The sequence below is a fragment of the Methanosarcina horonobensis HB-1 = JCM 15518 genome, from assembly GCF_000970285.1.
Classification (GTDB): Archaea; Halobacteriota; Methanosarcinia; order Methanosarcinales; family Methanosarcinaceae; genus Methanosarcina; species Methanosarcina horonobensis.
This window is the reverse complement of the sequence record NZ_CP009516.1, coordinates 1,904,002-1,920,117: the sequence shown is the minus strand read 5'-3', so window position 1 is coordinate 1,920,117 and position 16,116 is coordinate 1,904,002. Positions and strand designations below refer to the sequence as shown.

Genomic DNA, 16,116 nt, shown 5'->3' with positions numbered 1-16,116 from the left:
TGGAATATTTTCTATCCGAATATAACCATCAAACTGTTTATACTTATTGATTTATGCCTGATCTCTCCGAAAAAAATCCGAAACCCAAAAATTTGTTACTTTAGAAAATATTACTATGTAGAGACTACTAAATATGATTGCGAGCTTATCCCAAAAGCTATCTCACTTCTGCTCATTAACAGTTTTCATAATTTTTTAAATATCAGGAACTTGATCGGTTATTCTGATATAAGATTCTAAAAGCAAACTCTGTGAGTTTCCGGATGAGATCTATGTTTACCTACCAAAAGAAGGATTAAGATTCCCAGGTTCTTAATCCTTAAGAAAAGTTAGAGAATAGAACCGGGAATTCAAAATCACCGAAAAATTGTGAATTATTTACTGCTACTGCACTTGTGTCCATGTAACATTTTAAACGTTTAGATAGTTTCCGGCACCATTATTCCAAACATCGTTGTTTTCGAGAGACACAGTGTACATTGACGTATCATAAATACTTATGCCATGACCTGATCCGGAAATCAACCGCCCTGGTAATGTGTTTGTTACAACATTGTCTCGTATGATAGTTTTGTACATATATTTCGGCGGCATTAACCAAACATTTTTCATCGAGATTCCGTCATGATAACAGCCATCAATTAAATTATTTTCAATAGTAGTGTTACTGAAACCCTGTACATTGATACCTCCCCCAAAATAAGTGGATAAGCCCATGTGCTGACCGCATCCGGAAATTATGTTGTGGTGAATATATACATTCTGTGCGCCTGAAGGAACCGGGTAAGAGTTGTAGCCATGTACAAGGACACCCGCCAAATTAGTATTGCTGATGTTGTTGCCATAAATCTCTATATTATCCATGGCAGGAATTGACGCCGCTTTCTGAATTTGTATCCCGCAGCCACCTGTTGAAATACCTGGATCAATTGTATTATCGTGAATAGAAATATGATTGGAATCTGTTATAGTAATTCCATCATTGCTGAAAGGAATGAATGCGTTGTTATGGATATTCGCACTGGAGACTTTAGCCAGGTAAACACTGTTGTGGCAACAGCAATAAAATCTGTTATTATATATGTCTATGTTACCGCTACCTTCTGTATATACTCTGTTAAGCACACGAACTCCATCATTATTGCTATCATGAACATACATGTTCCTAACAGTAACATTTGTACACCCATCTAAAAGCATCACTGTATAATAACACTCTCCATTAGACACAGGCTGATTCGCATCGTTCCCATCAATTTCAAATCCTTGAATTGTAATCTCGTGAGCTGACTCTTCTCGAGGTTGTATAATTCCCTTATATGCAGGCCATCCCGCATCGTCAACGAGCTTTATAACTGCGCTGGAGTCTCCTTCGAGAATCGTATTGCTGCCTATCAAAAGGGTATCATCAATGACATACGTGAAAGGTCCTTCAAGGTGCACAGTTGTATATGCTGAATTTTCTGCCACGAAAGTAAGGGCCTCATTTATCTGTATATGGTCGTCTTTTCCATCGCAGTTAAAGTCACCACTTCCATCTCCTGCAACATAAACGACTGGCTCTGAGCTTATACATAAAGCAACATGCGCGTTTGCAAAGATAAGAATACAACCTGCCAAAAAAAGAATTCCCAATTTTTTCTTTAACATCTCTTCCACCTGGATCAAATATAATATTGTATAATATATTTTATGTATACTGAAGAAAAGTTTGTGCTGTAATGTGTCAATTTTTTAAAGGAAATCTCTACTTTTAGAAAGAGAGGTTCTAACGAGGTTTTTAGCCTCTTTTTGACACGAACAACAATATTTTCGTAGACAGTATCCACTCTTCTAAGATTCACAACTACAGAATAAGCCCAGGCGGATTTCCCTGCAAAAGATTACTTAATCTAATTAAAAAAAGCAGGATTCAGACCAAATTCTTTCGTGTGTAACTATATAACTTCTGTTTATGCAAGTATTTTCTCTTACCGAAGTTAAAATAATTCGCTTTTTACTAGCAATTATGTTTCTATACTTATTACTCTAGTTAAGTCAGTTATCATATAAAAAAGATTTCAAACTAAGCCTTTATACTTTCAATTTTATTTAAGGCAATATCCTCATTTCTTAATAAACTATTATCTAATAGTTAACTGTGCGTGAATCTCTGTTCTGCTTCTAATTCGTTAATTCAAATCCTTCTTCTGAAGCGATTTTCTTAAGGTATTTTTCTATATGGCTCCCCTGCTTTCTGGAAAAACCAGAATCCCTGGCAAGCGAGTCGAGTATTTTCTGGACCCCGGTCCCGTACTGCATTGCTTTTTTCTCTTTCCAGAGAATCTCCAGGGGGAGCAGGCCTTCTGCTGCCTTCCTGAGAATATATTTTCGTGCGTATAAGCCGTCTTTTTTCACGACCTTCAGCTCCGGATTTATTGCAAGTCCGATTCTTATTACTTCTTTATCAAGAAAAGGCACCCTGAGTTCCACGGAATTGGCCATTGTAACCATATCATCTCTTTCAAGGTTGATTGTTGAGATGTTCTCAAGGTCAGAATAAATCTCCTTATCAAGCACATCAGGTCCCTGCTCAAAAAAACCTTCATGTCTGCTGTACCCTCCAAAGAGTTCATCTGCACCCTGCCCTGTGAGGAGGACTCTCTTCCCGCCTTCTCTTGCAGTTTTTGCTGCTATGTAAAGAGGAAGCCCTATTGCAACCTTCATCGGGTCAGTAGATTCGGTCGCGTAAATTACCTGCGGAACTGCAGCTTCTATTTCTTCAGGGGAAAGAAAATGTACTTTCAGGTTTCTTTTCACGCCAATGGCTTCGGCTGCATACTCTGCCTGGGCAATGTCATGGGAATCCGGAAGCCCAACTGCATAAAGGGCAATATCGGGATCAATTCTCTTTGCAAGGGCTGCTAAAAAGGTACTGTCAATCCCTCCTGAAAATGCGATTCCTGAAGTAGGGGTAAGCCTGAGTTCTACAGCTCTTTCAAGAGCCTCCTTCAGGTAAAGTACTGCTTCCTTTTCTGCGGGAATTCTCTTTTCAGGCGGTTTTATTTTAAGGGATCTCTCCGCAACTTTTTCTGCGATTTTCCCTTTTTCAGTATTGAAGCCCATAACTCCTCCCTGAGGAAAAGATTTTATTTCTCTGTCGGTACATAGAAGGGCTTTTTTTTCTGAGGCAAAAACTAACTCTGGCTTTTCTATCCTTTTCCCGTAACAGTAAAAAAGAGGCTTTACTCCTGATGAGTCTCTGGCAAGTACAAGCTCTTTTCCGCAGGAATATGCAAGAGCATAATCTCCGTTTACTTTTGAAAGGGCTGAAAAAACAGCATCTATTGGTTTGATTCCTTTCTTTACTCCGGCTTCTATCAGTGTGAAAAGCAGTTCGGTATCAGAATCGGTTTTTATCCCTATTTCAGCCGCAAGTTCTCGAAAATTGTATATCTCTCCGTTAAGTACGAGGGCTCCTGTTCCTGTAAGCGGCTGGGGCATGTCTCCTGTTATTTTTAGCAGAGTGTTTCCTATGCTCAGGTTTCCTTCAGTATGGATTCCGCAGGCATCAGGTCCCCTGTGTCCCAGAGCTGCAAGCATTCTCTTTACATTTATATTACTGTCAGGAGTTCCGAGCATTCCAGCTATTCCACACATAATTGCACCTTTTTTCCGTTCTTTCTGTCTGGTATACACAACGCCACCCTGTATTTATTGCTTTGCAATCTCCCGGCAGTGTATTTATGAATCTCTGAAACAGGTCATTGCCCGAAAAACAAATAGATTTGAAAAAATATGCTGATAACGCTGACCTAAAAACGCAGTGTAAAAAACACGGTGGCTTATCAGTAACCGGTGTGATTAACCGGTTGATCTGTTCTAATTAGGGAAAGAATCTCCCAGTTTCCTGTTCCTGTGCCACTTTGAGCAGAACTGATCTGTAAGATTAAGAAAAAAAATCGGCAAATCAGCATGCGGTTAAGAGGGGAAAAATCCATAAAAGAACTTCCTGTCCTTTATTACCATTCCTTACTGTAGTATCCTTTCCTTAACTCAGGAACAGGTTTTAAACCCACATGCAAATATAAGCGTCTCCAACAGCTTGTCTGGCGGCCTTTCAAAAAAAAGCGCCGGATGGAGCATACAAAATTAAAACAAGTCAATATCAAGAGAAGCTAGTCTAGATCAAGCAACTAAGTTTACTGCGAACGTTTTGAAAATTTATTCAAAAAGCTTTCTTATATCCTTCATGGAAAGGGAAACCTCAAACTCTTTTAGCCGATAAAACTTCTTTGCCCTCATATCATCATCTTCGAGCCTGAGGTCACTCTCAACAAATCCGGCTTTTTCCAGGCGTTTCAAATGCAGGTTCACGACCTGTCTTGAGAGGTCCAGATCCTTGGCGAGTTCGTACACATACCTCTCTCTCTCAGCCAGCAGGTAAAGTAGTTTTAGCCTTACGGGATGGGAGAGAGCTTCGCCAATTTCAACTATTTGCTGAAGTGATTTTTCCACCTGGTGCACCCTCACGATTTATACAATTTCCGGTCTGGAAACATTCTCTGAACTCGTTTCAATCATATTAAACTTCAGATCTCTTCCAGTTTGGACTTTATATATTCAACGGTTTTTTTGATTTCTTCGATGTCTTTTTCAATCTTAACAAGCCGCTCGTTGTCCCTGGAAGCCATGTAACCGGACTTATTAAGCATTACCATAACCGTGCCCACAATGAGAAGGATAATGAGAAGGTTCAGGAAAAAACCCCAGAAAGAGCCATACATGCCGTAACCCATACCGTTCAAAACATTCACCTCGTGAAAAACCAGATTTTTTCTATTTTGTTCATTTTTATTCCTTTCTTATCCGTTTTTCCTTGTTCTATCAATTTCTCTTAAGATACTCATTTTAACCTTAAATATAAAAAATACTCGGTAAAAGAAGCCTAATATAACAATAAAAACCTGAAGAATCAACCTGATAAATTAAAACAAGTAAAAAGAGGATGGGTTATAGTTGTAGCTTAACTGCCATACCCCATACAGTATCCGGAGCCACGAGCGTATCCTGAACCACAGCCATATCTACCGCCTGCCCGGCCTGCCTGAGCTCCTGCAGGAACGTTATATCCGGTATATATCTCACCTGTTACTGCATCGATCCTTGCCTGAGTGTATACTCCGTCTTCATCCTCATAGTTGACAATCCACCAGCGGCCCATTTGATAGATATTGTCTTTGGATACGTCATCATCAATTTCAGCCTTTGCAATTTCAAAAGCCACATCTATGGTTTCAACTTCAAGTTCTACTGTTCCGTCTGCATCGTAGTAAGGGCAGTACGAGAAATTGCCTGCACCATATCCTGAATCTGTATATCTGGCAGCCCACCTGTGCATGGGCCCTGAGCCATATCTTATTCCGGTATCATTCGAAGCAACTGCACTGACAACAACCGCCCCGAAAGCGCTTATCAGGAGTATGCCCAGAAGAATTGCCGTTATTGTTTTCTTCATTTCTTTCACCTTCATCAAGTTTTTTTATTTTTTTCTCAATTTACCTTACTAAAACACTACATGCACTATATGTAGTGTTTACACTACATATGTAGTTCCTGAGGAGATAAATAACTTTCGACCGCTACTGCTATATTTTCTCCAAATTCAGCGGTACTTCTCATTTAACCATCCAACAAGCGGCGGGACCCAGCAGAGGTTTGCAGCAATAGTCTCAAGCGCCGTGAAGGTCTGTGTTGTAGGGCTGAAACCCAGAATTCTTGCTCCAAGCAATCCGAGTGGGACAAGTACAATTACGAAAAAGCTTGCCAGCATGACCGGATGATGTACATATCCGGAAAAACCGGCTCTCCATGACCCCTCTCTACGTTTGAGGAAGAGCAGGCCTGAGATATTGGCTCCTATCTGGTCACTGAGAGCATAGAAATACGGAATGTAAAAGCCCTCAACTCCGTAAACGTTCACTCCAGCCAGTCGGCTCCCTAGGTCGATAATCCATGGGAAGGCAATCCCGAGGAACTTCCCCCAGCCGTAAGCTTCTGCCATACTTCCCTCAGCCTTTCGAAGGCGCTGACGGATTGAGAAAATCCCCTCAAAAATGCTTTCCCCTTCTCCTGCAAAAGTCCTCACAAGCCACTGGCCCACAGGGCTTCGCTGGTATCCCTGAACGTCCAGAAAAATCCCTGCAAGTAGCCCTAAAATATATCCTGGGATTGTGTATTTTATGAGCTCGGAGAACTCCTCACCTTCTTCAAGAAATCCCTCTTCAAGAGATTTTTCCTCAGGAGATCCTTCTTCAGGAAATTCTCCTGAAAACTCTTCATTTTTCACATCCACTTTATCTCCCTCAAACTCATTTTCTCCAATTAGAATGTTTTTGGACTGCTTTATTAATTAGTTGATATTGTTACCTGATGTCCGGAACTCTGTCCCAATAGCCGTTATTTTGGTCTCACGAGATATAATCAAGAATAGAAAGAATAAAAAAAATAAAAAAGTATTTTTTAGAATATAGTTTAATTATTTTTTTAATTTTTCAGTCTCCGGTTATTTTTACTTATGAGTTTCTAACAGTTATCTCTGGTAATTTCCACTACTTTCTTTTTTCTCATCTTTGTATGCAAAGCCATTCTCCTTCGTTGAACGTGACAGAAATTATCCTGTATCATGAACAATAATTATATGAGTCAAAAGGTCAGAAATATTTATGACTCAGTAGGCCTGAGTGAAGTTCACTTCTAGTCCCATAAATTAGTCCTCTTGAGCGAAGCGAAAAGGACGGCGTACTCCCGAGGCGCAATTCGGGAAACGCATATAAACTGTCCTGTCAGATAATATAAGGGAGAGTTATGAAAGTTTTGGAATGCAGTACCATCGACATTGCGCCTACGATCTCGAGATTATTGAAAGTTCCTATGGTTCCGCCTTCGGGGAGGCCAATTCCTGAGGTTGAGAATTATGCAAAGGAAAGAGGCTGTAAAAGTGCAGTAATTATAGTTGTTGACAGCCTTGGCTATTCTCTCTACCGGCACCTTTCTCCCATAATGAAAAACCTGCATGAGATTGCTGAAAACGGGCTTCTTTTTAAGTGCAGGTCTCCTGCAACCATCACATCTCCAGCAATTGCTTCAATCTTTACAGGCTATCTCCCTGAAGAGCATAACATTTACTCGACCGCTGATATCTATACTGAAACTGCAAAAAATTCCGAAAATCCAAGACTGAGGAGCATTATGGAATGGGCTTACAGGGCAGGCATGAAATCTGCGGCTGTGATAGAGACTGAAGGAGCTCAGAGTTTCAGAGGAAGAATAAAAGACTTTTACGGGGTTCCGAATTCCGAAGATATACTTGATTATGACCGTCAGATCACAGAATATGCTTTACAATCTCTCAGGGAAAAGCCCGATATCCTGGCTGTACACCTCAGAGCTCTTGATCGTTATTCCCACAGGGCAGAATCCTGGAAAGAAATGAAGAAAGCTGCAAAGGCTATTGATAAGAATCTCGAAGAGATCTTTCAGAGTACAGAGAAAGGAACCATTTTCTTCATTTGTGGAGATCACGCTGTTCACGGAGGAAAAAAGTGGTTAAAAAATGCCACGCATGAAGAAGTAAAAAATCACGAAAATAATTATGTCGCTCTTATTGTAGGCTGCAATTTATAATCCTGGCTTCCTTTCCTGATGGGATATCCGTTACTTTCGTGTTCCTCTGCCTCTTTTCAGCAAGGAAACTATGAAAACCGCCCCGGCAAGTCCCAGAAATGAGGGAACCCAGGGGGCTATTCTTCTCTTTATTTCAGGCAAGGAGTTATCTGTAGATTCGGGTATGGAATTATCCATAAAACTTTCAATATTTTTCTGAGCCTTGAGAGTTTCGTTTTCCAGAGACATCTCGGTTTCTGCAAAAACCTTTGATCTGGCACCGGATACAACAGAATCTTTTATAGACTCGAGTTCCTCTCTGTCAATTATCCTGTGATTCTTTGTACTCTCGCTTTCACTGCCAGGATTTGATTCTGAGTTCTCATTTGCTTCTGTATTTATATTGTCGTCATCGATTATCTCATCAGAAATACCGCTAACATATTCTTTAATAAGATTTACCAGTCCACCTTTTTTTTCTGTACTGTCAATAACCTCAGGATTCCCGATATTTTCTTCTCCTGCATTTTCTTCTCCTGCATTTTCTTCTGCATCCATATCTGTTTCATTCTTCTGGACGGTTATGACTATACACGTCGAAGAACTTCCATTTTCGTTTTCAGCTGTAAGAGATACTGTATAATTCCCAGGACAGCAGAAGGTATGCTCAGGCTCCGGACAGCAGGATGTTTTTCCATCCCCAAAGGCCCATGTAACACAATCTGCATTCTTGGAGACGTCGACAAACTTTATAACAAGAGGAACGTGACCGGTTGTGTTATTGGAAATAAGTTCGGCTTCTGGAAGTATGGGCCCGGATTGTTCGGAAGCGTTCAGAACTTTTATTGTTACATATGCCGAATCACTACCATTCTCATTGCTTACAGTAAGAGAAACAACATAGTTCCCTTCGCTGAAATAAGTATGCAAAGGACTCGGATAACTTGAAGAATTACCGTCTCCGAATTCCCACAGCCTGGAAGTGGCATTTTCGGAAAAATCTTTAAACCTAACAGAGAGAGGAGTCAATCCTTCTATTACATCTGAAGTGAAACGTGCACTGGGCAGTACCGGGGGAGCCGGAGGATACTCCATTAAAGGCATGTGATCAATACTACCGGCTTCAGGATTGACCGCATATGCAGTATCCCCTATACCGTCTCCGTTTTCGTCAGTCCCTTCATAATCGCTCCAGTAGTTGCCTTTGCTTTTGTTCCAGGTGTTGAGCTTATTATCCCTGGCGTTCTCCATATTATTGAAGTAATTGCCATAGATTACGTTATCTGGAGAAGTAAGCAGTTTAACACCGCAGTCCAGATTTGAATACACCATGTTGTTGATCAACAAATTATTGCCGGATTTGAAAAGGTAAATTCCTACTTCCTGGTTTGAAATTTTGTTATCACTTATCGTGCAGTTTCTAACATTGTTGAGAAAGATCCCGCATCGACCTTCAGTAACCGAGAATCCGCTAACGTTTACACCGCTGGCAACTATTTCAAAAACATAACTTCCGGCATTTTCTCCCGCAATAATGGTATTGTCAGGATTTCCAGAAGCGGACTTTAAGGTTAAGTTTTCCTTGTTAAGATAGATACTTTCATTAAATTTTCCGGACTCTACAAGGATAATATCTCCAGGAGATGCTTCATTTATAGCATTCTGAATGGATTCTCCTGCTCCAACGTGCAATTCTGATGCCATTCCAGTCCCGGAGAGTGAAATTAAAATTAAAATAACCAGTAAAAAACAGATTTGCCCGAAAGTTTGTGTTTGTACCATCTCAATCCTCATGCCGGTCCAGGAATTTACTGAACAAGTTTTTATAAGGAAAGCATATAAAATTGTTGGTTTAAAAAAATATTAGAAAAAAGAGATTAAAATTAAAATCCATAAAAAATAAGATTGAATAAAAAATCATATAATATAAAAAATTAACACGGTCTGAAAATAACAAAAATAACTGATAAAAAGAAAACACATGTTTCAGGGTGCAATGTTATGTAGCCAAGACTGTACAGCAGTGTTATGCAGGGTTGATTCTCATCAAATAAAAACTTCCAGCATGTTTAATGCTTTCACATTGTTCTCAGGGGAAGCCTGTTCTCTTTACACATTCAGTTCCAGTTTATAATCTTAACCTGCCTCAAAGTCTTTGAATGGTAATGTATATTTATTATAATTTGCAATGGTTCTTGAAAAACTTTATTTTCTAACAGGTTAGGTAAGCCTGGGTGGAGCACAAAGATTTTTAAGTAAATATTCAAGTTAGGTTTCTTAAATAAATCCAGCTGGAGAAGGTTTGATTATGCAGGAAAAAATAAAGGAAATTGCATCCCGAGTCAGTGAGCTGCGGGAACTCTCAGAGATCTCTGTCGAAAAAATGGCAGAGTACCTTCAGGTCTCGAAGGAGACCTATGAGAAATACGAAAACGGGACAGAAGACATTCCGGCAAGCATACTTTTCGAAATTGCACACAGGTTACAGGTAGATATGGCTACTCTTCTGACAGGGGAAGAACCTCGCATGAACATTTTTACGCTCACAAGGAGTGGAAAAGGAGTAAGCGTTGAGAGGAGAAAGCAGTATAAGTACCAGAACCTGGCTGAAAAATTCATTCACAAAAAAGCGGAATTCTTCATTGTTACGGTCGAACCCAAATCTCAGGAAACAAAACCTGATACCAATTCACATCCGGGACAGGAATTCAATTATGTGCTTGAAGGAAGCCTGAAGGTTTACATTCACAATAATGAAATTGTCCTCAATGAAGGAGATTCCATTTATTTTGATTCCAATTATGAACATGCCATGGAAGCCCTGGAAGGAGAACCCGCTAAGTTCCTGGCAGTTATTATGTGACCGGATCAAGTGCGACCTTATTAACCCCATACCTGAATAATTCGCGCAAAATCCGCAAAAAAATCCGAAATACAGGAAAAAGGAAGAGCTCTCAGAGACGGGAAAAAGCTCTCAGAGTTTCTGAAATTTAAATTAAGCTTCCTGAAGCCTGAAGAACTATAGAAGATTTAGAGAAATTCAAATAAAACGGGTGTCCAGAATGACTTCCTTGCTGAGCCAATTTGTTTCCAGAACTGATTTTGAATCCTATGAGGATTTCCAGGAAAACTTCAAAATCCTGGTCCCTGAAAATTTCAATTTTGCTTATGATGTGGTCGATGCCTACGCAAGAGATTCTCCTGAGAAAATTGCCATGGTCTGGTGTAATGACAATAAGGAAGAAAAAACCTTTACTTTCAAAGACCTGAAATGTTACAGTGATAAGGCTGCAAATTTCTTTGTAAAACACGGCGTCGGAAAAGGCGACTATGTAATGCTGACCTTAAAGAGCCGTTACGAATTCTGGTATTGCATCCTCGGGCTTCACAAGCTCGGAGCAATAGCAGTGCCTGCGACTCACATGCTGAAAACCCGGGATATCGTGTACAGGATAGAAAAAGCCGGGTTGAAGATGATAGTCTGCATTTCCGAAGACGACGTTCCGGAGCAGGTAGACGAAGCCCATGCCGAGTGCGGAAACGTCCCACTCAAGAAAGTCCTGGTAGGCAGAAGTGCCAGGGAAGGCTGGATTGATTTCAGAAAGGAACTTGAGGAAGCTTCCCCTGTCTTTGAACGCCCAACAGGCGAGGCTGCAACAAAGAACGAAGATATCTGCCTCGTCTATTTCTCTTCCGGAACCGCCGGTTTCCCGAAAATGGTCGAACATGACAATACCTACCCTCTAGGCCATATCCTGACTGCAAAATACTGGCAGAATGTGGAAGATAACGGACTGCACTACACCGTTGCGGATAGCGGCTGGGGTAAATGCGTGTGGGGAAAGCTTTACGGGCAGTGGATAGCCGGCTGTGCGGTCTTTGTTTATGACTATGACAGGTTTGAAGCCAAAAACATGCTTGAGAAAGCCTCAAAGTACGGGGTTACAACCTTCTGCGCTCCCCCGACAATCTACCGTTTCCTGATAAAAGAAGACCTTTCCCATTATAATTTCAGTACTCTGAAATATGCGGTTGTTGCAGGTGAACCTCTTAACCCTGAGGTATTTAACCGCTTCCTTCAGTATACGGGAATAAAACTCATGGAAGGGTTCGGACAGACCGAAACCGTTGTTACGATTGCTACCTTCCCCTGGATGGAACCAAAACCAGGATCAATCGGAAAGCCAACCCCAGGATACAAGATTGAACTTATGGACAGGGACGGCAGGATCTGTGAAGTAGGAGAAGAAGGAGAAATCGTAATCAACACAAAAGAAGAAAAGCCAGTAGGGCTTTTCGTCCACTATGGAAAAGACCCTGAAAAGACGGAAGAAACCTGGCACGACGGCTATTACCACACAGGAGATATGGCCTGGATGGACGAAGACGGCTATCTCTGGTTTGTGGGAAGGGCTGACGATATAATCAAGACCTCAGGATACAAAGTCGGACCCTTTGAAGTTGAAAGTGCACTTATCCAGCACCCTGCCGTGCTTGAATGTGCAATCACTGGAGTTCCCGACCTTATAAGAGGTCAGGTCATCAAGGCGACCATAGTTCTTACAAAAGACTATACTGCAAGTGATGAACTTAAAAAAGAACTGCAGGAACATGTAAAGAACGTCACTGCTCCGTATAAGTATCCCAGGATTGTGGAATTCGTGCCCGAGCTTCCGAAAACCATCAGCGGAAAAATACGCAGGGTAGAAATCCGGGATAAAGATCAGGTTGAATAACAGGATTTGTTAGAGAGTATATCCGATTAAATTCGAAAAAGGAAAAAGAAAGGAAAGAAATAAGTACCTGAAACTTTTTCTCAAAAGTTTGTTCAAAGAAAGATATTTCGGATTTACTCTCAAAGTACTGTAGTTCAAGTAGGCTGTAATTCAAAGATCACCGTAATTTAAGAAACCAGTAAAATTCGAGAAAGAAAAGAATTCAAGAGCATATAAGAATTCAGAAAGCCCCTTAAAAATGATAGGTTCTCCTGTCTGCCATACAATACCGGCTGGAGAAAAACAGGGACTGGAAGAATAGCGTGAGGATTCTATATGGCAAAAAATGATCAAAAAGAACCGTACCCTGTTATCAACATTCTGGAGTGCAAGGCATGTGAGCGCTGTCTGCTTGCCTGCCCGAAGGACGTACTTTTCATGAGTGAGAACCTGAATGCACGGGGTTACCATTACATAGAGTATAAAGGAGAAGGCTGCTCAGGCTGTGCGAGCTGCTATTATACCTGCCCTGAACCCCTGGCACTGGAAATCCATATCCCCCTGAAAAAGGAGGAAGCCGAATAAGGCAGGATAAGGAGGAAAAAAGATGGCAACACAACTCGTAAAAGGCAACTCCGCAATAGTTGTTGGTGCACTTTATGCCGGATGCGACTGCTTCTTCGGATACCCAATCACTCCTGCAAGTGAAATTCTGCATGATGCCTCTAAGTATTTCCCCATTGTAGGAAGGAAGTTCGTACAGGCAGAATCCGAGGAGGCTGCAATTAATATGGTCTACGGGGGAGCCTCAGCCGGGCACAGGGTAATGACATCCTCTTCAGGTCCCGGAATCAGTCTGATGCAGGAAGGTGTCTCTTACCTTGCAGGCGCAGAACTTCCCTGCGTGCTTATAGATATTATGAGGGCAGGTCCTGGGCTTGGAAATATAGGGCCCGAGCAGGCAGATTACAACCAGGTTGTAAAAGGCGGAGGGCACGGAAATTACAAGAACATCGTACTTGCCCCGAATTCTGTGCAGGAGATGTGCGACTTTACCATGAAAGCCTTTGAGCTTGCTTTCAAGTACAGGAACCCTGCAGTCGTGCTTGCTGACGGTGTTCTCGGGCAGATGATCGAATCCCTTGAGTTCCCTAAGAAAGCCCTTACACCGGAAATCGACACTACCTGGGCAGTCAACGGTACAGTCGAGACAAGACCTAACCTTATAACCTCAATCTTCCTGGACTTCAACGAACTCGGAGCATTTAACGAGAAGCTGCAGGTAAAGTATGAGCTGATAAAGCAGAATGAAGTGGATTACGAAGAGTACATGACCGAAGATGCTTCAATCGTGCTCGTTTCTTACGGCATAAGCAGCAGGATCTGCAGGTCAGCCGTAGACCTTGCAAGGCAGGAAGGAATTAAAGTAGGGCTTTTCAGGCCAAAGACCCTTTTCCCGTTCCCTGAGGCACAGTTGAAAGCCCTTGCAGATAAGGAATGCTCTTTCATCTCTGTTGAGATGAGTAACGGGCAGATGATAGACGATATCAGGCTTGCAATCAGATGTTCGCAGCCCGTTGAACTGGTAAACCGCATGGGAGGAAATCTGATTACTCTCGATCAGATTATGGACAAAATCAGAAAAGTTGCAGGAGAGGCATGAAAATGGCAGCAGAAATTATCAATGGAGAAAAGGTTATAGGAAGGCCAAAAGCCCTGTACGCGGATTATCCCCGTAAAGGAGGGGCAGCCTCAACAGCCACTCACTACTGCCCTGGTTGCGGGCACGGGGTTTTGCACAAGCTTATTGCTGAGGCTATTGACGACCTTGGAATCCAGGACAGGACAGTTATGATCAGTCCTGTGGGCTGTGCAGTCTTTGCCTATTATTACTTTGACGCAGGCAATATCCAGGTAGCTCACGGGCGTGCCCCTGCAGTGGGGACAGGCGTCTCAAGGGCTGAAGAAAATGCTGTGGTTATTTCCTATCAGGGGGACGGAGACCTTGCCTCAATCGGCCTGAACGAGACTTTGCAGGCAGCAAACAGGGGCGAAAAGCTCGCGGTCTTCTTCGTAAACAATACAGTGTATGGCATGACAGGCGGACAGATGGCTCCTACAACCCTAATTGGGGAAAAGACAACCACAACCCCTGAAGGCCGTGACCCCAGATTTGCAGGCTATCCAGTCCATATGTGTGAGCTTCTGGACAATCTGAAGGCTCCGGTGTTTATCGAAAGAGTCTCTGTTTCCGATATCTCCCACATCAGGAAAGCCAGAAAGGCCGTTCGAAAAGCACTTGAAATCCAGCGTGACGGTAAGGGTTATGCTTTTGTAGAAGTCCTTGCAGCCTGCCCGACAAACCTCAGAATGGATGCAGAGCAGGCTATTCAGTTCATTAACGAAGAGATGGAAAAGGAATTTCCGCTCAGGAACTTCAGAGACAATTCCGAATCAGCCGAACCTCTCCACCGCGGAGTCAGCGATTTCACAACTGAAGCCCTTGAGAAGCTTTATGGAATTGAAGCGGATTCCGGAGAAAAACCTGTAAGAACAGATTTCGTCCCTATCCAGACCAAGATTGCAGGCTTCGGAGGGCAGGGAGTCCTGAGTATGGGCATTGTCCTTGCACAGGCAGGCGTTAAAGCAAACCTCAATGCTTCCTGGTTCCCGTCCTACGGCCCGGAACAACGCGGGGGAACATCAAATTGCTCGGTAGTTATTTCAGGTCAGTCTATAGGCTCTCCTACGGTTTATACCCCTGATATCCTTATAGCCATGAACCGTCCTTCCCTGGAAAGGTTCGAAAGCGCAGTAAGAGAAGGAGGCTTTATCCTTTACGACTCGACCATAGGCGAAGCCGAGACCCCTGCAGGCGTAAAAGCTATTGTAGTTCCGGCGACCGAAAAAGCCAAAGAAGCAGGTGATGAAAGAGCTGCAAATTCCTTTATGCTCGGTGTTTTGCTGGGTCTGAACGCAACCGGGCTTGAAGAAGAAGCCTTTAAAGAAGCTCTTGCAGAAAACTTTGCAGGCAAACCTAAAGTTATTGAGTTCAACCAGCAGGTACTCAAAGCCGGTGCAGAGTGGGCCAGAGAGAACGCTAAGGTATAAAAAACAGCGGATTTCGAAGGTAACAAATTAAATAATAAGCAGGCTGAAGCAGGCGAGAAGAAGTCTGGTTCGCCTGTAAATTACCCCACGCTAAACTGTGGGCTTGCGCTTCTACGTCTTAGTTTCCTAAGCAGAGCACTATAGGCTGATTGACGGCAGCCCTAAAAGCAATATTTTTTGAAGCATTGAAATCGGCATTTTCAGTATGCTCACATGCAAGGCAGGAGAAAGTTTCCTGTATTTTTCGATTTCCCTTGTCTGTATATCCACATACTGAACATTGCCTTGATGTGTTTCTAGGATCAACTAATAGAACTAGTACACCTGCTAATTTTGCTTTATATTCTATGAAATTTCTAAGTTCAAGAAATGTCCATTTTTCATGCTTTTCTCTTTCTGCCTTTCTAACCGTTGTCCTCTGCCTAATACCTGAAAGATTTTCAAGAGCAATAGACCGATTTCATTTCGTTCCAGAAAATGCTTTTTCTTAAAGCAAAAACAGAGATGTAATTTACATGCTTCGTTGAATTTTTCCATAGTCTTCAAAGGCTATCATGTTGTACTGTAATTATACCTTTGTGCCTTGTGTTAAGTTGACGGAATTCCTTCCGGCGCTAAAGCAACCGGGCTTCCTTCCTTATGATCC

General features: G+C 42.1%; 14 protein-coding genes. 6 read left to right on the top strand and 8 right to left on the bottom strand.

Annotated features, from left to right (window positions below; all coding sequences use genetic code 11):
- Positions 1–411: 411 nt before the first annotated feature.
- The 6 genes from MSHOH_RS08465 to MSHOH_RS08440 form a co-directional block, all read right to left on the bottom strand.
- Positions 412–1,620, bottom strand: coding sequence for a right-handed parallel beta-helix repeat-containing protein (locus MSHOH_RS08465; protein WP_158024094.1), 1,209 nt, complete (start codon positions 1,618–1,620; stop codon positions 412–414).
- A gap of 543 nt (positions 1,621–2,163) precedes the next feature.
- Positions 2,164–3,678, bottom strand: a complete 1,515-nt coding sequence (locus tag MSHOH_RS08460) for an asparagine synthetase B family protein (RefSeq protein ID WP_239451282.1) — start codon at positions 3,676–3,678, stop codon at positions 2,164–2,166.
- 525 nt (positions 3,679–4,203) lie between these two features.
- Positions 4,204–4,497, bottom strand: coding sequence for an ArsR/SmtB family transcription factor (locus MSHOH_RS08455; RefSeq protein WP_048138896.1), 294 nt, complete (start codon positions 4,495–4,497; stop codon positions 4,204–4,206).
- Between the two features lie 74 nt (positions 4,498–4,571).
- Positions 4,572–4,787, bottom strand: a complete 216-nt coding sequence (locus MSHOH_RS08450; protein WP_048138894.1) for a hypothetical protein — start codon at positions 4,785–4,787, stop codon at positions 4,572–4,574.
- A 218-nt stretch (positions 4,788–5,005) separates the two neighbouring features.
- Positions 5,006–5,497 carry a hypothetical protein gene (locus MSHOH_RS08445; protein ID WP_048143295.1) on the bottom strand — a complete coding sequence of 164 codons (492 nt, stop codon included), beginning with the start codon at positions 5,495–5,497 and terminating at the stop codon, positions 5,006–5,008.
- 147 nt (positions 5,498–5,644) lie between these two features.
- Positions 5,645–6,334: a hypothetical protein gene (locus MSHOH_RS08440; protein WP_048138892.1), complete on the bottom strand. Its 690-nt coding sequence runs from the start codon at positions 6,332–6,334 to the stop codon at positions 5,645–5,647.
- A 512-nt stretch (positions 6,335–6,846) separates the two neighbouring features.
- Here MSHOH_RS08440 and MSHOH_RS08435 point away from each other — a divergent pair.
- Entirely contained in the window at positions 6,847–7,665 is an 819-nt protein-coding gene (locus MSHOH_RS08435; protein WP_048138890.1) for an alkaline phosphatase family protein, read from the top strand.
- Between the two features lie 30 nt (positions 7,666–7,695).
- Here MSHOH_RS08435 and MSHOH_RS08430 read toward each other — a convergent pair whose 3' ends face one another.
- Positions 7,696–9,348 carry a PKD domain-containing protein gene (locus MSHOH_RS08430; RefSeq protein ID WP_239451281.1) on the bottom strand — a complete coding sequence of 551 codons (1,653 nt, stop codon included), beginning with the start codon at positions 9,346–9,348 and terminating at the stop codon, positions 7,696–7,698.
- A gap of 604 nt (positions 9,349–9,952) precedes the next feature.
- Between MSHOH_RS08430 and MSHOH_RS08425 the strand changes: the two genes are divergently transcribed.
- From MSHOH_RS08425 to MSHOH_RS08405, 5 genes are all read left to right on the top strand, one after another.
- Positions 9,953–10,507 (top strand): helix-turn-helix domain-containing protein, encoded by a 555-nt coding sequence (locus MSHOH_RS08425; RefSeq protein WP_048138886.1) that lies wholly within the window; start codon positions 9,953–9,955, stop codon positions 10,505–10,507.
- Positions 10,508–10,706: 199 nt separating this feature from the next.
- Positions 10,707–12,380, top strand: a complete 1,674-nt coding sequence (locus MSHOH_RS08420) for an AMP-binding protein (protein WP_048138885.1) — start codon at positions 10,707–10,709, stop codon at positions 12,378–12,380.
- A gap of 315 nt (positions 12,381–12,695) precedes the next feature.
- Positions 12,696–12,944: a 4Fe-4S dicluster domain-containing protein gene (locus MSHOH_RS08415; protein WP_048138880.1), complete on the top strand. Its 249-nt coding sequence runs from the start codon at positions 12,696–12,698 to the stop codon at positions 12,942–12,944.
- 22 nt (positions 12,945–12,966) lie between these two features.
- Positions 12,967–14,022: a 3-methyl-2-oxobutanoate dehydrogenase subunit VorB gene (locus MSHOH_RS08410; RefSeq protein ID WP_048138878.1), complete on the top strand. Its 1,056-nt coding sequence runs from the start codon at positions 12,967–12,969 to the stop codon at positions 14,020–14,022.
- Positions 14,023–14,024: 2 nt separating this feature from the next.
- Positions 14,025–15,470 (top strand): 2-oxoacid:acceptor oxidoreductase family protein, encoded by a 1,446-nt coding sequence (locus MSHOH_RS08405; protein WP_048143294.1) that lies wholly within the window; start codon positions 14,025–14,027, stop codon positions 15,468–15,470.
- A 118-nt stretch (positions 15,471–15,588) separates the two neighbouring features.
- On the opposite strand, the gene MSHOH_RS22705 is transcribed toward MSHOH_RS08405, so the two are convergent.
- Positions 15,589–15,921 (bottom strand): zinc ribbon domain-containing protein, encoded by a 333-nt coding sequence (locus MSHOH_RS22705; RefSeq protein ID WP_082089478.1) that lies wholly within the window; start codon positions 15,919–15,921, stop codon positions 15,589–15,591.
- Positions 15,922–16,116: the final 195 nt, after the last annotated feature.